A 19,326-nucleotide genomic window follows, 5' to 3' on the forward strand; every position below is an offset into this window, starting at 1 on the left:
GATCATTACCCTGCTCGGCGACACGCTGAACGATGCCTTTTTCTACCGTTCGGAATATTCCAACCCTACCGGCCACTATGGTGGCGACTGGTCTCGTGACAATATTGGCCAGTCGGCCGAGGGCGCAGACCTTGAAGTGCGACGCCACCCGTCCCGGTCAGGTCCCTATACCGGCGGTGAGATGAAGACGCTGAAAACCTATGGTTATGGCCGCTACGAGGTCGTCATGCGGCCCGCAAAAGGGTCTGGCCTCGTGTCATCCTTCTTCACTTATACCGGAGAATACGAAGGCAATCCGCATGACGAAATCGACATCGAGTTCCTCGGTCTCGATACGTCGCGTGTTCACTTCAACTATTTCCGCAATGGCAAGACCGGCGAGTCAGCGACCTTCGACCTGCCCTTTGATGCCGCCGACGCCGACCATCTCTACGCCTTTGAATGGGCCCCAGAAGGCATCACCTGGTACGTCGATGGCGAGCCCTACTACAAGACCGTGGCAGGCGACACGCACCTGCCAACGACCCCCGGCAGTGTCATTTTCAATGCCTGGACGGGCAAACCCTTCATGTCAGCCTGGCACGGCAAGCCAACATTCGAATCCGGCGCCGCGGCCCACTATTCATGCGTTTCGTTTTCGCCCCTTGGCGAAGACTCGCGCGCTTGCAGCGACTTGTTCCTGCCGCGCCGCCCCAGCACGTCTCACACCGTCACCGCCCAGCTGTCCCGTCAGCCAACGCCCTGACGTGCAAGTGTGACTGGCAAGTCCAGAGCTTTACGGTCTAATCTGGCTCCATGCCTTTCCGGATGATCTCAACCTGCGTCGCGTTCATCGCGTTCTGTCTTTCGTCAGCGGCAGACCCAGCTGTCAAAATCATCAATTTCTCGGCAAACTGGTGCCCGCTCTGCCGGGTGCTGGATCCGCGCCTCGCCGACGCCGTCGATCAGTTCAGCGATCAGGGTGTGACGCTGGTGGAGCTCGACATGACGCGCCTCACCCGGTCGGACGACGACGCGCAAAAGGCGCTCGTCGTACAGCTTCAGGCACTCACCGCGGAGCATCAAGCGGCCTATCTCTGGGACTGGTATGGCGGTCATGCGGGCATCGCAGTGATTATCGCCGCAGACAATGGCGAACCTCTCTCCTGTATCACAACAGCGTTGAGCACATTACAGATTGAAGATCGCCTGCAGGAAGGCCTCGTCCTCGCGACGAAGGTCAAACCCGGCCAAAGGCGACCGAACGGCACGGATTGTCCGCCACCGATGCCGAACAGGACTCTGGCCCAACCTAGCCCTTGATGTCTTTCATGACCTGCTCGCGCGCGATGGGCATCAGTTCTGCCATCTGCTCGCGAATGCGGGCATCGGTGCGATCAACACCAGCTGTGTCAAAATCGCCACGCACCTTGCGGAACACGTCCTCTTCACCGGCCTCTTCGAGATCGGAGAGAACCACGGTCTTGGCATACGCTTCGGCATCGTCGCCGCTCATACCCATCAGGTCGGCCGCCCAAAGGCCCAAAAGCTTGTTGCGACGGGCCGCCACCTTGAACTGGGTTTCCTGATCGAGGGCATATTTGGCCTCTTGTGCGCGTTCACGATCGTCAAATGTGCTCATGGAATTGGCCTTTCAGCGAGAAATTCAGGATTTTCTGCCATATAGGGTGCCAGATCAGGTGTGCGCAATAATTGTTTATCGGCGCGACTTGGCGTAACAGTCGCGATCTAATGGGGACGCTGGCGATTCCGACCCGCCTTTTCCCTCGATTACCCATGAAAGGGCTCTGTCGAATGTCGAAAAAGCGTGTCGTATACGAGGGAAAAGCCAAGATCCTCTATGAGGGCCCTGAGCCTGGCACCCTTATTCAGTATTTCAAGGACGACGCTACTGCCTTCAATGCGCAGAAGAAAGCCGTACTGGATGGCAAGGGCGTGCTGAACAATCGCATCAGCGAGTTCATGATGACCCGTCTCGGCGCAGTCGGCATCCCGACTCACTTCATCCGCCGGCTCAACATGCGTGAGCAACTGATCAAGAAGGTGGAAATCATTCCACTTGAAGTCGTCGTCCGGAACATTGCCGCCGGCACGCTGTCCAAGCGCCTCGGCATCGAGGAAGGTCAGGTCCTTCCGCGGCCCATGGTTGAGTTCTACTTCAAGGATGATGCCTTGGGTGACCCGCTCGTGACGGAAGAGCACATCGCGGCATTCGGCTGGGCCGGACCGCAGGAGTATGATGACCTCATTTCCCTGGCGCTACGGGTCAACGATTTCATGTCAGGCCTGTTTGCCGCTGTTGGCATTCGGCTCGTAGACTTCAAGCTTGAGTTCGGCCGGTATTTCGAAGGCGATAGCGAGGTGCCCCGCATCCTGCTTGCCGACGAGATCAGCCCCGACAGCTGCCGCCTCTGGGACTTCGAGACAGGCGAAAAGCTCGACAAGGACCGGTTCCGCCGCGACCTTGGTGGCGTCACGGAAGCCTATGCCGAAGTCGCCCGGCGACTCGGGATCATCAAGGAATCTGGCGAGACCGACAATGTCGTGAGCTTTACCGGGGGCAAGTAGCCACGCGGGACTTAACGGCACATTCCATTGCCAGCCAGTCTAGGGTAAAGCGAGCGCGACTCATACCTTTTGGAGCCCTACCCGATGAAAGCCATTGTCCACGTTGCCCTGAAATCCGGCGTCCTCGACCCTCAGGGCAAGGCGGTGGCCGATACGCTTGCGCGAATGGGCTATAAGGAAGTCGAAGCCGCACGCATCGGCAAGGTCATCGAACTCGACATCGACGACGCCCTGACCTCGGAAGCGGCAGAGGCGCGCGTCAGGGAAATGTGCGAGAAGCTGCTCGCCAATACCGTGATCGAAAGCTACCGCGTCGAGTTCGCTGCCTAGTTTCGGCTAGTCTGCCGGGGCCTTTTTAACATACGCATCTGTGAACCAGTCGTGCCAGGCGGCGGTCGCGACATGGTTCTGTGAGCGATTGTTCACTTGCGTCTAGCCTTGCCACGTGCTAGACAGGCGTCAACGCAAGGATGACTTTGAATGCCAAAATCTGCCATTCCCGCTCGCGAAGCTGCCAAAAAACCCCGTGCCCGCAATGCCCGTCCGAAGATCGAACGGGCGGCGCTGAAACTGTTCATCCACGAGGGTGTCGATGCTGCAACCACGCGCGAGATCGCCGAACAGGCCGGCGTCTCGGAAGGCGCACTCTATCGGCATTACAAGGGCAAGGATGAGCTTGCGCTCGCGCTCTTCATGGAAACGCATAACCGCCTTGGCAAGATGATGATGGAAGCGCTCGCGCGCGAAGGCAGTCTTGAGGAAAAGGTCGGTGCAGCCGTATCGGCCTATTGCCAGCTTGCAGACGAAGACTTCCTCCTTTTTTCCTTTCACCTCGTCTCGCTGAACCGCTACCTTCCCTATGACAAGCGCCGCGACGACGATCCGGTCACCATAACCGAACGGATTATCGAAGGCCTGATGCAGGACGGAATCATCCCGAAAGGGGATCCCGCCGTGAAGGCGGCCATGGCACTCGGCGTCATCATGCAGTCCGGGCAAAACAAGATATACAATCGCCTACCGGGGCCCCTTTCCCAACACGCCGACGCGTTCACCAAGGCGATTCTCGCCGTGCTGCACTCCGGCTGATTTTCCATAATCTCGTACACTCAAGAAAGCACATTCACATGCGCGGCTTCCTGTTTACGGTTACCTACTACCTGCTCTCGGTCTTTTACGTACTGGTGTCCCTGCCCTTCCTGGCGCTGCCGGGGCGCGGCCCTGTCAACTTGATCATCCGCAGCTACACACGCGCGATGAACCTGAACCTACTTGTCTTCGGTGGCATCAGCAAAGAGGTGCGTGGGCGGAGCAATCTGCTCGAGGGCGCGTTCGTGATCGCCGCCAAGCACCAAAGCTGGGGTGACGGCTACCTGATCTATCCGGAAGTAAAGAATCTCGCCTTCGTGACCGGTGACCATCTCGAGAGGTTTCCACTCGTTGGCGGCATCCTGCGCAAGCTCGGTGCCATCGTCATCGACACCTGTGGCGGCGGTGATCGCAAGGCCGAGTCGCTGCGCGAAGGCATGGAAACCGCCCGCCAGGAGGGCCGCCGCGTCTTGATTTATCCGGAAGGCCACCTCGCCCCGGTCGACCACCATTTCCGCTACAAGCCCGGCGTGTGGCACATGGCCGAAGCCATGGGCGTGCCGGTCGTACCCGTGGCCACGAATATCGGCCTGTTCTGGAAGCAGCAGGAAACCCGGAAAACACCCGGCCGGGCCGTCATCGAGTTTCTCGAACCGATCCCACCCGGCCTGCCCAAGGACGAATTCATGGCGCGCCTCACGGATGCAGTCGAAACACGCACGGCCGAACTCGTCGCAGAAGTACGAGGGGTGCCGCCGTTCCGGGCGACGCTGATCCCCGATCCGCATAATGGTACGGTATCGAAACCGACCTCGGACGATCCGTCGGCGTTCTCCAAGGCCTGATCTTCTGCGCAGCACCGAATTATTGGTTTACGCATCGGATTATTATTGTTATTCAATAAGGGCTCAGGAAGTCCCGGGGGCCAATCGGGATGACCAACATGACCAATAAACGAAAAAGTGTGCGCATCGGCGCACTCGCACTGTCCATCGCAACCGCCGTCGCACTCCCTGCCACAGCCAATGAATGGCGGGCTTGGGAAGGTCAGGCAGAATTCGCTCCACTTGCGATCTACACAGACGGCTCCGACACTCAGGCTGCCTTGCTGACTTGCGACGCTAAAGGCATGCTGTCAGCGATGATTTCGCTCCAACCCGCCTCTCTACCAGAACAACTGGCCAAGAATGCGCCGTACTCACGTTCAGAAAGCGCCACCGTTATGGTCGGCAGCGCCAGCCCGGTCGAAACCACTGTGCGCTTCATACCTGCGATTGATGCGATCGAATCACGATCCCATGAAGTTGCCGCCAAAGTGTTTAATGCAGCCGTGCTGGGCGAACCGCTGAAAATGACCATCCAGCGAGCCGGAAACGTCGACACCGTACTCCCCGAACCGAATGAGGTATTTAAGGCCTTCGCCAAGACTTGTCAGAAAGTCCGCGACGCCAGAACGAAATCGTAAGGCCGTCGATACATTTTTCTGGCGTTGACGTTCTGTCTTGATACGTGCTCAATTTCTAGCTGAGCGCGAACGGAGAGATGGGATGTGACCCTTGGCCTGAAGAAGACCCTCTGCACGGTATCGATCATGTTCCTGGCGTCCGCCGGTTCGGGATTTGCCGATGTTGCACCAGCACCATCGGCACTGTCTTGGACGCAGGACCGTGACCAGGTCTGGAGTGTCGACAGCTCCGACGCTGGCGACACTCCCAATTTCTACAGCTTTGTGAGGATCATTTCCGTATCCGGCGGTAAAGGCCCAGTTGTCCAACTCGGGTGCCAAGCCACCACCCGGGGTGACTACACGCTCCAGTCGGCAATCAAACTCGATCCCGCGAACACATATGAGCAAGCCCCAAAGACGAGGCTGCGACTGCTGTCGCTGACGGGCATCCTGATGATCGGCGACGATCGCAACAGCGAGACGTTCCAATACCATCCCGACTCTTCGAAGATCGTACCGTTCAACCGCATGGTGCCTCGGCGACTATTCAACGCCGTCGTACGCGGCGACACGGTGCGGCTGAAGGCGCGGGACAAGACCTATGATCTGGAGATTCCCGAACCTGACGCGGTGTTCACTGCATTCGCCAGGATTTGCCCCGTCACCAATGGCGGAAAATTTGACCAATCGATCATAGAGAAATACCTCGACGCCCAATCGGCCTCAGACAACTAGTCGGCTGTCGCCGGTACGATTGTCACGCTCTCGCCGCACCCGCAGGCATCGGTCTGGTTCGGGTTGCGAAACACGAACTTCTCGTGGAGCGGGGTGACCTCATAGTCGATCTGGCTGCCCAGCAGGAACAGCACGGCCCGGGCATCAATCAGGATCGTGACGCCATTTTCCTCGACGACTTCGTCCAGGGGTTCCGGCGCCGTTGCATAGTCCATGACATATTCCATGCCCGCACAGCCGCCATTCTTGACGCCGACGCGCAGGAAACCTGCGCCGCGTTCCTGCATGATTTCCTGCACGCGCACTGTTGCAGTGTCGGACAAGGTCACGGGTTTGGGGCGGGGTCGTCTGGCCATGATCAACAGATAGGGTCTGAAGGGCTGCGATTCAATTAAAGCATGTTCAGCGCGAGGCGCGCTTCGTCCGACATCCGGGACGGATCCCAGGGCGGATCGAACGTCAGGCGCACCTCGACGTCCGTGACGCCTTCAACGGTGCGGGCGGCTGTTTCCACCCAGCCCGGCATATCGCCCGCCACGGGGCATCCTGGCGCTGTCAGCGTCATATCCACGTCCACCTTGCGGTCGTCATCGATGTCGACCTTGTAGATCAGGCCCAATTCATAGATATCGACCGGGATTTCCGGGTCATACACTGTCTTGAAGGCCGCGATCAGGGCATCCGTGATGCGATTCAGTTCATCCTGCGGCAGCGCCGAAGGGGCCGCGTCAGCCTCAGCCGATACGTCGATCATGTCGCGAGAAGTCATATCATCTGCCATGTCTGACCTCTATACCAGCATTCCGCGTGCTTTTTCCAGCGCCTCAATGAAGACGTCCACTTCCGCCTCGGTATTGTAGATTCCGAAGCTCGCACGCGCCGTCGCACTGACTCCTAGATGGGTCATCAATGGCTGGGCGCAATGGTGCCCGGCCCGTATCGCCACGCCGTACCGGTCGAGTATCTGCGCCAGGTCGTGCGGATGGGCGCCCTGCAGGCTGAATGCCAGCACGGATCCCTTGCCCGGTGCCTCGCCATGCACGGTCAGGCCGTTGACGCCGCGCAGGCCGTCGCGTGCCCGCTGGTACAGCTTGTGTTCATGCGCCTGGACCTCGGCCGGGTCGAACTGCCGGTACCAGCGAATCGCCGCGCCGAGCCCGATGGCCTCGAGGATTGGCGGCGTGCCGGCCTCGAACTTGTGCGGGGCCTCACTATAGGTGATCCGGTCCATGCTGACCGTCTCGATCATCTCGCCGCCGCCCTGATAGGGCCGCGCGGCCGCCAGCGCCTCGGACGTCCCGTACAGGATGCCGATCCCTGTCGGCCCATACAGCTTGTGTCCGGAGAACACATACCAGTCGCAACCCAGCGTCTGCACATCGACACAAAGGTGCACAGCGGCCTGGCAGCCATCAACCAGCACCCGCGCGCCGGCCTCATGCGCGATGCGCCCGACCTCGGCGACATCATTCACGGTGCCAAGCACGTTGCTCATGTGGCTGATCGCCACCACGCGCGTTTTCGGTCCGATGGCGGCGCGCAGGGCGTCCATGTCGAGCGACCCGTCATCGTTCAGGCCGACCCAGCGCAGCACCGCGCCCTGGCGCTCGCGCAGGAAATGCCACGGCACGATATTGGAATGGTGCTCCATGACCGAGAGCACGATCTCGTCACCGGGCTGGACCGTTTCGGCCAGCGCAGACGCAACAAGGTTGATCCCCTCGGTCGCGCCCTTCGTGAAAATGATATTATCCGTATCCGGCGCATTGAGGAATTCGCGCGCCGCTTCACGCCCGACCTCATACGCCTCGGTCGTTTCGTTCGACAACGTATGGATGCCGCGATGCACGTTGGCATAGGCCGTGCGGCTCTGGTTCGCGATCGCATCGATCACAGCGTCCGGCTTTTGTGCGCTGGCTGCATTGTCGAGGTAGACCAGCGGCTTCCCATTCACTTCCCGTGTTAGGATCGGGAATTCCTTGCGGATCGCTGCGACATCGAATGCCCGTGTCATGACGACAGCCAGTTCTGCGCTTCAGCGAGCAGCACGTCGCGCACGGATTCGTCGGCCATGCCGAGCGCCTCCGCGATAAATGCCTCGGTCAGCATCGCACGCGCTTGCGTCTCGGGAATGCCGCGCTGGCGCAGGTAGAACATCTGCGCATCGTCCAGCGCACCGCACGTATTGCCATGAGCGCACTCGACGTCATCAGCGTAGATTTCGAGTTCCGGCTTCGCGAAAACCTGCGCGCCGTCTTCCAGCAGCAAGGCCTGATGCTGCATGTCGGCATCCGTATGCTGGCCTGTCTTGCGCGGCACGAAGAACTTGCCCTGGAACACGCCGGTCCCGCCATCCAGCACTGCGCCCTTGGTCAACTGGCGCGTCACGCAACCCGGTGCGCCGTGGCGTACGTTCGTCGTAATATCGGCATGGAATCCATTGCCGGACAGGTAAGCCGCATTCAGCGACAGCTTGGCGCCCGTCCCCTGATGCACCGCGCGCGTTTCCATCCGCGCAACCTTCGCACCGAAGGCCAGAGTCGTTTGCGTCGCTTCGCTGTCTGCAGCGAGATTGACCAGGCTGGTCACGGCCAGCGCTTCGTCTGCGCCGCCACGTTGGTAGATCGTCCGGTTCAGGCGGGAGCCTTCTTCCAGATTGAATTCCAGCAGGGCAGCCGTAAATCCCGCACCGCCCAGATAACTCTCGGTCAGGGTCAGTGACGCACCTGCGCGGATAACGAAAACAATCCGTGCAAAGCTGGCTTCGCCTGCCCCGTCAAAAACGAAGTGCAGACGCGGCAGGTCGCTGGACGTGATCTCGAATGTCAGCGTCGCCGGCCGAGCGCCGCCGCCAGCCAAAGCTGCGGCCAACGCGCCAAGCGGCACGTCTTCCGCGCCGCCCACAGCCTGCGTCGTCGGTTGCGCCACCATGCGCAGGCCGTCCGGCAATACTTTCGGCTGGCTGAACCCGGTGGGGGTAAATCGGAAAACCAGGGTGCCATCATGCGGCAGCGGATCCTCGGCCGAGGCCGAGGCAGGTGTTTCCAGTGCTTTCAGCGTCGCCTTGAAGTCGCTCCACTTCCAGGCTTCCATCCGGCGGTGCGGCAGGCCCGTTTCAGAGAAAGCGAGAAAGGCCCGCTCCCGGCGCGCATCTTCCGGCTGCATGCCATAGCGCGCGACCAGTTCCAGTTCAGCCGTCGTCGGGTTCTTGATGAAGTCGCGCAGGGCGGTGGTCACGCGGCCTCTCCCAGCACCCCGTCATACCCCTCCTGCTCGAGCCGCAGGGCGAGTTCCGGACCGCCTGTCTTGATGATTTGGCCCTTGGCCAGCACGTGCACCTTGTCCGGCTTGATATAGTCGAGCAGGCGCTGGTAGTGCGTGATGACCAGCATGCCGCGCGACGGATCGCGCATCGCGTTTACGCCGTCCGCCACGGTCTTCAGCGCATCGATATCAAGCCCGCTATCGGTCTCGTCGAGGATCAGGAATTTGGGTTCCAGCATCATCATCTGGTAGATTTCAAGACGTTTCTTCTCGCCGCCCGAAAAGCCCACATTCACCGGCCGCTTCAGCATTTCGGCATCAAGATTCAGCATCTTGGCCACGTCGCGGGATTTCTTGATGAAATCCGGCGCCGAAATTTCGGCCTCGCCGCGTGCCTTGCGCTGGGCATTCATCGCCGTCCGCACGAAGGTCATGACCGGCACACCAGGGATTTCGATCGGATACTGGAAGGACAGGAACATGCCCTTGGCGGCGCGCGCCTCGGGCGCCATCGTCAGGATATCCTCGCCATTGAGGGTCGCGCTTCCGCCCGTCACCTCGTAGCCGCTACGGCCAGTCAGGACGTAGGACAGCGTCGACTTGCCCGCACCGTTCGGCCCCATGATGGCATGAACCTCGCCCGCAGGCACGTCCAGCGTCAGGCCGTTCAGGATAGTCTTGGCCTCAGCCGCTTCGCCAACTGTGGCGGTCAGATTTGTGATCTTCAACATAGGCCGCATGTAAGCTGCCCGGGCCCTAAGGGAAAGCCCCTGCGACAGAGAAACGCGAAGACGAATTCCCCACTAAACTGAAAGATCCGGGTTGAACCCCTAGCCGACACTGCCTTCCAGGCTCACTTTGAGCAGGCTTTGCGCCTCAACCGCGAATTCCATCGGCAAGTGCTGTAGCACGTCGCGCACGAACCCGTTTACCAGCAGGGCCACTGCGTCTTCCTCGGCAATCCCGCGCTGGCGAGCGTAGAACAGCTGGTCTTCCGACAGTTTGGTCGTCGTCGCCTCATGTTCCAGCTGCGCACTGGCACAGCGGTTCTCGATATAGGGAATCGTATGCGCGCCGCACCGGTCGCCGATGAGAAGCGAGTCGCACTGGGTGAAATTCCGCGCCTTCTCGGCCTTCCGGTTCACCGACACGAGGCCGCGATAGGTATTGTCCGACTTGCCGGCTGAAATGCCCTTGGAAATGATCCGGCTCTTGGTGCGCTTGCCCAGATGGATCATCTTGGTGCCTGTATCGGCCTGCTGGCGTCCATTGGTGACAGCGATCGAGTAGAACTCGCCGACACTATCATCGCCGCGCAGGATGCAGGACGGGTATTTCCACGTCACCGCCGACCCGGTTTCCACTTGGGTCCACGAAATCTTCGACCGGTCGCCCCGGCAATCGCCGCGCTTCGTGACGAAATTGAAAATGCCGCCTTTGCCGTCCTCATCGCCCGGCCACCAGTTCTGCACCGTCGAATACTTGATCTCGGCATCGTCCAGCGCCACCAGCTCGACCACCGCCGCATGCAGCTGGTTCTCGTCGCGCATCGGCGCCGTACAGCCTTCGAGGTAGGATACGTAAGCCGACTCATCGGCTATGATCAGCGTCCGTTCGAACTGGCCTGTATTCTCGGCATTCATCCGGAAATATGTCGACAGTTCCATCGGGCATCGCACACCCTTCGGCACATAGACAAAGGTCCCGTCCGAAAACACGGCGCTATTCAGCGTGGCAAAGAAGTTATCGGATTGCGGCACCACGGTACCGAGATACTTCTTCACCAGCTCAGGATATTCGTGCACGGCCTCCGAGATCGACATGAAAATCACGCCAGCCTTCTGAAGCTCTTTCCGGAAGGTCGTCGCCACCGACACGGAGTCGAAAACGGCATCGACAGCGACCCGGGGTTTTTCGCGCGCCTCGGCAGCAGTCTCAACCGCGCCTTCAACGCCCAGCAGGACTTCGGCCTCCCTCAGCGGGATTCCCAGTTTCTCGTACGTATCGAGAATTTCCTTCGGCACATCGTCGATCGAGGCATATTTCGCCCCGGCTTTTGGTGCCGCGAAATAGTAATAGGCCTGGTAGTCGATCTTGGGATAGCGAACCATCGCCCAGCTCGGCTCTTCCATGGTCAGCCAGCGTTCGTACGCCTTCAGGCGCCATTCGAGCAGCCATTCGGGCTCGTTCTTGGCCGCCGAAATATACCGGATCGTGTCTTCAGACAGGCCCTTGGGCGCCATGTCCATTTCAATATCGGTCGTGAATCCCGCCGAATAATTCTCGGATTCAAGCGCTTTGGCAGCCTCGACCGTCTTGGCGTCGATGCTGTCCTTGACCTTGACGTCGTCGCAGTCTTCGTCGTGTTCGGTGGTCCCGCCGCAGCAGTCCATCACACATTCTCCTTCAAAACCGTACGCCGTGCCGCTTCCAGCCACGCATCGGCTACGCCGTCAAAATCGGCAGGCACGCTATTCCATCCAAAGCTGGTGCGTATTGCTGATTCCGCAAGGGCGTCAGATGCGCCCATGGCCATCAACACGACAGATCGCTTGACCTTGCCCGAAGAGCAAGCGGAACCTGCAGACACGCACACACCCGCCAGATCCAGCGCCATGACCTGCGTTTCAGCCCGGAACCCGGCGCGTGCGAAGTTTGATGTGCCCGCGAGGCGTGGGCTGCCCTCACCAATCACCACAACACCGCCATCCGCCTTGAGGCGTGTTTCCATGGCGTCGCGATGCTTGGCCAACGCGGCATATTTCGGCAAATCCCGGACGGCCGCCTCGACGGCTGCGCCAAAGCCGGCAATTCCAGCCACATTCTCCGTACCCGACCGCAACGAGCGCTCCTGCCCTCCCCCGTAAAGGATGGCTTTCAATGGCGCGCCAGCCCGGTGCCACAAAGCGCCGACGCCTTGCGGCCCGCCAATCTTGTGGGCCGACAGGGACAGGTAATCGACCCCGAGCATGCCGACATTGACCGGTATCTTGCCCAGCGCCTGAACCGCATCGCAGATCGTCAGGCCACCGGCCTCTCGCATGATCGCGGCGGCCTCGGCGACCGGCTGGATTATCCCCGTCTCATTGTTCGCGAGCATCAGGCACAATACCGGCGTGCCCCAGGCGTCCTTGTCCCAGTCCGCCATCCGGGCGCGCAAATCATCCAGATCGAGCAGCCCGGCAGACGTCACATAGGCCGTTTGCACCGCAGCGCCCGAATGGCTCGCCGATTTGGCAATCGCCTCGTGCTCGATCGACGATATGATCAGCGTGCATGCGCCCTCCAGGGCATCCACTACGCCCTGAACGGCCAGGGCATCGGCCTCTGTCCCGCCACCCGTGAAGATTATATCTGCCGCCCGGCTGCCAATCGCGCCGCCAACCTGCACCCGAGCTGCCTCGACGACGCCTCGGGCTGTCCGGCCCTTCGCATGGACAGACGATGGATTCGTCGCCCCAAGGTCGAACACAGCGAGCATGGAATCGCGCGCTTCCGGGCGAAGCGGCGAGGTCGCATTGTGGTCAGCATAGATCATGGATTCTTGTATACTCGCTCAAGGTTCAGTGTGCACGTGCAGAAAAATTTGCTTTTCCCGGTTCATTTGGCTTATGACCGCGCCCTTACAAGAGAATTCACTCCGAGGGTGTCATGGCAGAACTGATTATTCCGGGTCCACAGGGCCGCATCGAGGCGCGCTACACAGAGCCGCCGCATCCCGGCGCACCAATTGCGCTGGTCCTGCACCCCCACCCGAAGGCGGGTGGCACGATGCAGGATCCGATCTCGATCATGCTGTACCAGATGTTCGAACGGGCCGGATTCGGTGTCCTGCGGTACAATTCGCGCGGCGTCGGCCGCAGCCAGGGCGTCTATGATCAGGGCATCGGCGAGCTTGAAGATGCTGCCTACGTCCTCGATTACATCGAGAACCTGAGCGAAAGCCCGCGTTATGTCTGGTGTGCCGGCTACAGCTTTGGTGCCTGGATCACGCTCCAGTTGCTGATGCGCCGCCCGGAAATCGATGGCTTCCTCGCCATTTCACCACCGGCCAACCATTATGACCTGTCATTCCTGGCGCCCTGCCCGGCATCGGGCCTGATCGTCTGCGGCGACTCAGATGCAATTGCCAGCCCGGAAGATATTGAACGCGCCCTCACCAAGGTTCGCGTCCAGAAGGGCGAAGTCATTGAACGGGCCCGCGTCAAGGGCGCCAACCACTTCTACGTCGACAAGCGCGACGAACTGATCGGCCTCTGCGAGCAATACCTGCACCAGCGCCTCGAAGAAGCAGAAGAGAAACTGCGTATCGAAGCCGAGAAGGACTAGCCCTTCAACCGGCCGCCCGTCATGGCGGCCGGAACGCCCGTCGTGGTCGGCCAGCTCAGCGGCAGGCCACGCACGGTCCGCGCGGCCAGGAAGGCAAACGCCTCCGCCTCGATTGAGTCCCCGCGCCACCCGGCCTCTTCCGCGCTCAGCACGGGACACGGCAGCGCCGCACGGAGCGCGGCCATCATCGCCGGATTATGACGCCCGCCACCGCACACAATTACCCGCTGTGGCGCATCCGGCAGCTGGGCAACGCCCTTCGCCACCGCTCGCGCTGAAAAGGCCGTCAGCGTTGCCGCCCCGTCCTCGAACGACAGGCCCTTGGCCATGCTCGCATTGAAATCATAACGGTCGAGCGACTTCGGCGGCAGTTCACTGAACCAGTCATGGTCCAGCAACTGCGCCAGCAGCCCCTCCTGCGCCTGGCCCGCCGACGCAAAGGCACCGCCTACATCATGCGTGCCTTTCCCATGCGCCGCGACCCATTCATCGATCGGCCCGTTGGCAGGTCCCGTATCGAAAGCGAACAGGGTGCCGTCGGCCATGCGGACCGTGATGTTTGCCACACCACCAAGGTTCAGCACCGCGCTCGCTCCGTCGCCGGCGCGGTCCAGCAATGCGCCATGGTAGACCGGCGCCAGGGGCGCCCCGTGTCCTCCGGCTGCCACGTCAGCGCTCCGGAAGTCGTAAGCGAGCGGGATGCCAAGCGCCGCCTGCAACGCAACCGGGTCGATCAATTGCAGGGTCGCGCCGGGTGCGTCTGGACGAGGCCGCCTGTGGAGAACTGTCTGCCCATGGACGCCCGCCAATGGTACAACCACCCCCTTACCACCCCCTTGCCGCAGTACCTGCCACACCTCTGCATGGGTCTCGGTGACCACCTTGCGGGCCGCTTCAAATGCGTCTTCCGGCGCCGGTCCGGTCCAGTTCCAGGCCCGCGCCGCATCCGTCGCCTCCTGTAATACCTGCCGCTCTTTGGCTGTATATTTGCGCTCCGCAACCGGTCCGAATTCCAGAACGCGCTCCCCATCCGTCAGAATCAGCGCTGCGTCTGTAGCATCCAGTGACGTTCCGGACATGAAACCTGCAACCCATTGCGGTTCGTTATCGTGAATTGGATGGTTCAAGAATTCCGCTTTCCGTGTTACGCGCCTGCGCTTACGGAGACACGAGACAATGACCGAATACAAGTCGGAATTCCTGAAAACGCTGGATTCACGGGGCTTCATCAAGCAGGTGACCCACCCTGCCGAGCTCGATGCCTATTGTGCTTCAGGAGCCCCGGCAGCCTATATCGGGTTCGACGCCACCGCCGACAGCCTCCACGTTGGCTCGCTGCTCCAGATCATGATGCTGCGCCATTTCCAGCGCTGCGGTGGCAAGCCTGTCGTCCTGATGGGCGGCGGCACGACCAAGGTCGGCGACCCGACCGACAAGGACAAGTCCCGCCCGCTCCTGACGGATAAGCAGATCGCTGCGAACATTGCGGGCATCAAGAAGGCGTTCGAACCGTTCCTGAAATTTGGTGACGGCCCCACCGACGCGATCATGGTCAACAATGACGACTGGTTGTCGAAGATTGGCTACGTCGAATTCCTGCGCGATTACGGCGTGCATTTCACGATCAACACAATGATCAAGCAGGAAACCGTTGAGCGCCGCCTGCGCAACGAACAGCCCTACACATTCCTCGAATTCAACTACATGCTCTTGCAGGCCTATGATTTTCTTGAACTTTACAGACGCTACGGCGTCCGGCTCCAACTCGGCGGATCGGACCAATGGGGCAATATCATCAACGGGGTCGAGCTCACACGCCGGGTCGCCGGCGGTGAAGCCTATGGCGTGACATCTCCGCTGATTACGACCGCGTCTGGCGGAAAGATGGGCAAGACGGCCGATGGGGCCGTCTGGCTCAACGCTGACAGGAAAAGCCCCTACGAATACTGGCAGTTCTGGCGCAACACCGAAGACGCGGACGTTGGCCGATTCCTGCGCTTGTTCACCGACCTGGAACTCGCCGAGATCGAGGCCCTCGAAAGGCTTCAGGGCGCTGAGATCAATGACGCCAAGATCGCTCTGGCAAATGCAACAACAACCTTGCTGCACGGGGCCGACGCGGCTTCGAAATCGGCTGAAGCTGCCAAAGCCGTCTTCGGCGCTGGCGCATCGGCAGAAGCGCTGCCGACTGTTGAAGTTGCACAATCGGAACTTGATGCTGGCATGCTTGTGGCAGCAGCATTCGTCGCGGCAGGGCTTGCGGGTTCGAACGGTGAAGCCCGACGGTTGATCAAACAGGGCGCAGCCAAAGTGAACGATGTCCTGATCAGTGACCAGAACGGGACGCTCGGCGCGAAGGACCTGATTAACGGGGCCATTAAATTGTCAGCCGGCAAGAAGCGCCACGCGCTGGTGAAAGCAGGCTAGGACGCCAAAACTATTCGAAGCTTTCTTCCGGAATGGGCGGAAGCTCAGACGGAATGGGTTCGTCTGGCGTACGAAGTTTGGCTTCCGGGATCTTTGTGTCTGACGGATTCTCGAAAATCCGTCGTATGACGCCTGGGGCAAGCGCCGATAGCGGATTGACCGACACATTGGCTTTTTCCAAGGTTCCACTGATCGCATATGTCAGTGAAAATACGCCTTCGCCGTCGCGGCCGACAACAAGGTCGCCAATAATCGGGATACCCCCAAGCGCGGAATTCATGCCGAAGCTGGGCACAAGCACGCCATTGAACTCGATGGCGCCGCTTTTACCCTCCATGTACCCGCTCGTAGTCAGGCCCAGCGCCGGGCCTTGCGCTTTCGCGCCCGTGACGACGTACCGTCCATTCGCGAGCTTGAGTGGCACGTCGATCCGGGAAAACAGTACACCTTCGCCCCCCAGTGTGTCGGCAAGCCCCCGAAGTGACGCCAGCGACAGTATCTGCGTCAGGAAGGGTGCATTGTGCATTCTCACATCCGTCAGAGCGATATCGAACGTCGCGGGCGAAGCATCTTTCGTGAACTTGCCTGTCAGCACCAGATTGCCGCCCTCAAGGAAATCAGCACCGATCAACGCCTGGGCAATGAATCCGGCATTGCCACTTTCCACATTGACAGTGGCGCCGTCGGGTCGCGTGGCGTCATACTTCGCCGAGAGCGGCGATCCATCATCTGCGCTTCCGGTTGCCGTAAAAAGTGAAAGTCCGCGGATACCAGTCTGAGCGTTGAGTTTGGCATCGCGCATGTCCAAGCCCGGCCTCAGCGTCAATGTATCAAGATTGGCACTAATGCTCATGGGAGTCTTGTTGACGTTTTCCGCATCCCCAACGGCCCCAAGTCCCGACATCAGTCCGGACAGGTCGAGATAGGTTCCGTCAAGCTGGAGCATCAGGGCACCGTCAGGCGACCGCGCCATGTCTCCACCAAAATCTGCTTTGTTCTTCAGGTAAGCGCGCCTCAGTACGGCGGAAACCAGCTTCGAATCCTCACCGAGTATGTAGTCGCCATCAAGACGCGCATTTTCTGACGTGAACAAAACCGTGGATTTCGCCAAGTCGCCTGTCTTCAAATATTGAACCGACGCTTTCGCCGGAACGCCCTTGGCCTTCACCCAGCCGATCTCGGAAATGTCGACTCGAGATTCACTGAGATCAAGCGCCGTGTCGGCCGAAATGAGGCGCTCTCCTTGCAGGCGCGCTTGAAGCTCCAGAGGAACTTCTCCAGACAGATAAGCCCGCCCCAAAATGCCGAAACGATTGAGCACGTCTGGCGTTACGACAGCCGTCGCGGATAGGTTTGAAGGCTGGTCATTATCGTTGAATGCATCTCGCCAGGTGAACTGCACCGGAGATGAACCAAGGTCACCAAATCCGCTGACCGTGATGCCTGCCTGATTGGTATCAATCTTGAAATTTCCGTTTATCAGATCGAATCCGAGCGCGGCATTTTTCAACCCGCCTTTCGCCACTGTTCCAAGCGCCGAGAATCGAATTTCCTTGTACGGCACATTATCCCGGGCCGGACGGAACATTTCAAATGTCATTTCCGCATCGCCAGTCAATCGCTCGGGTTCGAATTCGATCTTCAGGCTGGACTCAGCGAGCGTCTTCATGATGTTGGTCGCCGGCCCGTGGCCCTTCGCGAACACTCGAAATGGCACGCCAGGCGGATTAAATGCCGGAAAATCCACAACACCGTCATCGACAGACCAGCCGCCAAATTCACCACTCTCGAGAATGACCCTGAAGCCATTTCCAGACAGATGGCCTTTTCCGCTTGCGTTTTGAACTGCGGGTAAACTGTCCATGAACTTCACAACGGCATTGCGGACTTTGAAATCCAGTTGAAGGTGTTCATCCTTCAAATAGCCCTCGGAGAAGCTGTCACGTTGTAAGTCCATGTGCCCTGTTACGGACGATGCAATGCCTTCCGGAATCCGCTTGGCCGCGAACCGCCTGGCACCAGACCCCAAGCCTACTGGCCAGAATGCCATAACTGTATCTTTGCTCAAGTCGCCTTCTGAGACGACATCAAAACTGCCGATCAAAGGCATTTCGCCCGGCTGGCGGTCTGGTGTGAGTTCAACCGAGCCCGACGCCTTCAACTGATCCGCGCCGGTCTGAAATTTGAGTTCTGCGTTCTGAAACGCATAGCGCGTAAGGTCCACCTCTCCCTCAAAATTCAACTGGCTGATTGGAATCACCTGCTCTAAAAAGGGTGTGAAATCCAATTCGAGTTCTTCACTGACCAAGCTGAATTTGTGTGCCCCCTGGCCCCGCATCGCGTCTTGCAGATCAAGAACAATCCGTCCCTTGAACGGACCTGCCTTGGTGCTGTTCACGTCAATAGTCAGAGCGTCGGCTGCGGCCATATAGGCCGCCCGCAGGCCAAGATTCTCAACGTTGATCCCGTCGCGACCGACGGGGAGACGGCCTTGCCCCGCATCGACCTCTATAATAATTTGTTCTACGCCAGCAGACTTCGATACATCGAATGACACCGCAACGCTTGCCGGCAATCCGTCAAAACGCTCGCGACTCATCCCGAGTCTTATCGCAAGGTCGGCAAGCGGCCATTGCGCGACGGCAAACTCTGCCTTCAGTTTCTGGCCGGCGTTGGTCGTCGCAAGGGTCGCGGCCAGTCCCGCTGGGAGACCCTCGCCAATCCCACTGCCGGCGACGGACAGGACGATACCTCCGGATTCGCGCGCGAGCCGCCCTTTCGCCGATTTGAGTGTGAGTAAGTTAGAACCGTCCGGGCCTCGTACACGCACTTCGAAGTGATCGAATGATACGCGCTCCAGATCAACAATTGATTCGGCATGCTCAAGCGCAACAAGTAATTGCGGCAGCACTTCGTTCGCTCGCTGCAGCCATTCAGCCGGCGTCGTCGGCAATTTACCTGCAGGTATTTCTGGCAGTGGATCACCTGCCACTTTCCACTTTGTCTCGGTTACACTATCGACGTTGATCCAGCCTTCGTCCCAATCCATTGCAAGTACTTCGACCTTGCCTAGAGCGAGCGATGAGCCTGCCAATATCAGGTCGGCGCGTTGGGCTTCTGCACTTAGAGCGCCCGCGTCGTCGAAGAGTTGGAGGTTGCTCGCGCTGACCCGCACGCGACGGTCCGCCTGTGACCATTCCAGATAGAGTTCACCGATCCGTACCGGCCGGCCGTCTCGGGCGTCAGTCAGCGCCAGTTCCACGTCGTCCTTGAACACCCCCAATTCGAGGGGGCCGCTTGCCAAGCGGAACGCCAACAAACCTGCCGCGACCATCACGAGCAGAATCAGGCCTCCAAGTATTTCAAGAATAACCGTCGAGGCGGTCTGGCGAACCAACGGCACGCTCCTTAAGCTTCATGCGACACGTATCGAACAGCTTTGCTGCAGGACTTTGATATAAGCACAG

The 19,326-nt window shown here is 59.7% G+C and carries 20 protein-coding genes; 10 read left to right on the forward strand and 10 right to left on the reverse strand.

Going from position 1 to position 19,326, the window contains the following annotated elements; genetic code table 11:
* On the forward strand, positions 1 to 745 hold a 745-nt coding region (locus AADA04_RS04640; RefSeq protein WP_340692074.1), incomplete at its 5' end, for a family 16 glycosylhydrolase.
* 50 nt (positions 746 to 795) lie between these two features.
* Positions 796 to 1,302 (forward strand): thioredoxin domain-containing protein, encoded by a 507-nt coding sequence (locus tag AADA04_RS04645; protein WP_340692075.1) that lies wholly within the window; start codon positions 796 to 798, stop codon positions 1,300 to 1,302.
* Here AADA04_RS04645 and AADA04_RS04650 read toward each other — a convergent pair.
* Entirely contained in the window at positions 1,292 to 1,621 is a 330-nt protein-coding gene (locus tag AADA04_RS04650; protein ID WP_340692076.1) for a DUF1476 domain-containing protein, read from the reverse strand. The genes AADA04_RS04645 and AADA04_RS04650 overlap by 11 nt on opposite strands.
* A 173-nt stretch (positions 1,622 to 1,794) precedes the next feature.
* On the opposite strand from AADA04_RS04650, the gene purC reads away from it, so the two are divergent.
* From purC to AADA04_RS04680, 6 genes are all read left to right on the forward strand, one after another.
* On the forward strand, positions 1,795 to 2,568 hold the full coding sequence (gene purC / locus AADA04_RS04655) for a phosphoribosylaminoimidazolesuccinocarboxamide synthase (RefSeq protein ID WP_340692077.1): 774 nt from the start codon (positions 1,795 to 1,797) through the stop codon (positions 2,566 to 2,568).
* Positions 2,569 to 2,652: 84 nt separating this feature from the next.
* Positions 2,653 to 2,898, forward strand: a complete 246-nt coding sequence (gene purS / locus AADA04_RS04660) for a phosphoribosylformylglycinamidine synthase subunit PurS (RefSeq protein WP_340692078.1) — start codon at positions 2,653 to 2,655, stop codon at positions 2,896 to 2,898.
* Between the two features lie 150 nt (positions 2,899 to 3,048).
* On the forward strand, positions 3,049 to 3,657 hold the full coding sequence (locus AADA04_RS04665; RefSeq protein ID WP_340692079.1) for a TetR/AcrR family transcriptional regulator: 609 nt from the start codon (positions 3,049 to 3,051) through the stop codon (positions 3,655 to 3,657).
* Between the two features lie 38 nt (positions 3,658 to 3,695).
* On the forward strand, positions 3,696 to 4,502 hold the full coding sequence (locus AADA04_RS04670) for a 1-acyl-sn-glycerol-3-phosphate acyltransferase (RefSeq protein ID WP_340692080.1): 807 nt from the start codon (positions 3,696 to 3,698) through the stop codon (positions 4,500 to 4,502).
* An 89-nt stretch (positions 4,503 to 4,591) separates the two neighbouring features.
* Positions 4,592 to 5,122, forward strand: a complete 531-nt coding sequence (locus AADA04_RS04675) for a hypothetical protein (RefSeq protein WP_340692081.1) — start codon at positions 4,592 to 4,594, stop codon at positions 5,120 to 5,122.
* A gap of 84 nt (positions 5,123 to 5,206) precedes the next feature.
* The gene (locus tag AADA04_RS04680) at positions 5,207 to 5,839 is read left to right on the forward strand and encodes a hypothetical protein (protein WP_340692082.1); all 633 of its coding nucleotides are present in this window, start codon (positions 5,207 to 5,209) and stop codon (positions 5,837 to 5,839) included.
* Here AADA04_RS04680 and AADA04_RS04685 read toward each other — a convergent pair.
* The 7 genes from AADA04_RS04685 to AADA04_RS04715 all read right to left on the reverse strand — a co-directional run bounded on the left by AADA04_RS04685 (position 5,836) and on the right by AADA04_RS04715 (position 12,641).
* Complete coding sequence (locus AADA04_RS04685; RefSeq protein ID WP_340692083.1) at positions 5,836 to 6,195, reverse strand: iron-sulfur cluster assembly accessory protein; 360 nt, start codon at positions 6,193 to 6,195, stop codon at positions 5,836 to 5,838. The genes AADA04_RS04680 and AADA04_RS04685 overlap by 4 nt on opposite strands.
* Before the next feature lie 35 nt (positions 6,196 to 6,230).
* Positions 6,231 to 6,620 (reverse strand): SUF system Fe-S cluster assembly protein, encoded by a 390-nt coding sequence (locus tag AADA04_RS04690; protein WP_340692084.1) that lies wholly within the window; start codon positions 6,618 to 6,620, stop codon positions 6,231 to 6,233.
* A 9-nt stretch (positions 6,621 to 6,629) separates the two neighbouring features.
* On the reverse strand, positions 6,630 to 7,853 hold the full coding sequence (locus AADA04_RS04695; RefSeq protein WP_340692085.1) for a cysteine desulfurase: 1,224 nt from the start codon (positions 7,851 to 7,853) through the stop codon (positions 6,630 to 6,632).
* Positions 7,850 to 9,076, reverse strand: a complete 1,227-nt coding sequence (locus AADA04_RS04700) for a SufD family Fe-S cluster assembly protein (RefSeq protein ID WP_340692086.1) — start codon at positions 9,074 to 9,076, stop codon at positions 7,850 to 7,852. Before AADA04_RS04700 ends, AADA04_RS04695 begins: the two co-directional genes overlap by 4 nt.
* Positions 9,073 to 9,834, reverse strand: a complete 762-nt coding sequence (gene sufC / locus AADA04_RS04705; RefSeq protein WP_340692087.1) for a Fe-S cluster assembly ATPase SufC — start codon at positions 9,832 to 9,834, stop codon at positions 9,073 to 9,075. The genes AADA04_RS04700 and sufC overlap by 4 nt, the downstream gene beginning before the upstream one ends.
* Before the next feature lie 99 nt (positions 9,835 to 9,933).
* Positions 9,934 to 11,496, reverse strand: coding sequence for a Fe-S cluster assembly protein SufB (gene sufB / locus AADA04_RS04710; RefSeq protein ID WP_340692088.1), 1,563 nt, complete (start codon positions 11,494 to 11,496; stop codon positions 9,934 to 9,936).
* On the reverse strand, positions 11,496 to 12,641 hold the full coding sequence (locus AADA04_RS04715) for a cysteine desulfurase family protein (RefSeq protein WP_340692089.1): 1,146 nt from the start codon (positions 12,639 to 12,641) through the stop codon (positions 11,496 to 11,498). The genes sufB and AADA04_RS04715 overlap by 1 nt, the downstream gene beginning before the upstream one ends.
* A 113-nt stretch (positions 12,642 to 12,754) precedes the next feature.
* Between AADA04_RS04715 and AADA04_RS04720 the strand changes: the two genes are divergently transcribed.
* A complete protein-coding gene (locus tag AADA04_RS04720) occupies positions 12,755 to 13,432 on the forward strand; it encodes an alpha/beta hydrolase (RefSeq protein ID WP_340692090.1) in 678 nt (225 codons plus the stop codon).
* On the opposite strand, the gene AADA04_RS04725 is transcribed toward AADA04_RS04720, so the two are convergent.
* Positions 13,429 to 14,559, reverse strand: a complete 1,131-nt coding sequence (locus AADA04_RS04725) for an anhydro-N-acetylmuramic acid kinase (RefSeq protein ID WP_340692091.1) — start codon at positions 14,557 to 14,559, stop codon at positions 13,429 to 13,431. The genes AADA04_RS04720 and AADA04_RS04725 overlap by 4 nt on opposite strands.
* Before the next feature lie 49 nt (positions 14,560 to 14,608).
* Between AADA04_RS04725 and tyrS the strand changes: the two genes are divergently transcribed.
* Positions 14,609 to 15,859: a tyrosine--tRNA ligase gene (gene tyrS, locus AADA04_RS04730; RefSeq protein WP_340692092.1), complete on the forward strand. Its 1,251-nt coding sequence runs from the start codon at positions 14,609 to 14,611 to the stop codon at positions 15,857 to 15,859.
* A 10-nt stretch (positions 15,860 to 15,869) separates the two neighbouring features.
* On the opposite strand, the gene AADA04_RS04735 is transcribed toward tyrS, so the two are convergent.
* A complete protein-coding gene (locus AADA04_RS04735) occupies positions 15,870 to 19,256 on the reverse strand; it encodes a DUF3971 domain-containing protein (protein WP_340692093.1) in 3,387 nt (1,128 codons plus the stop codon).
* Positions 19,257 to 19,326 lie beyond the last annotated feature (70 nt).

It is taken from the genome of Hyphomonas sp., assembly GCF_037969335.1.
Classification (GTDB): Bacteria; Pseudomonadota; Alphaproteobacteria; order Caulobacterales; family Hyphomonadaceae; genus Hyphomonas.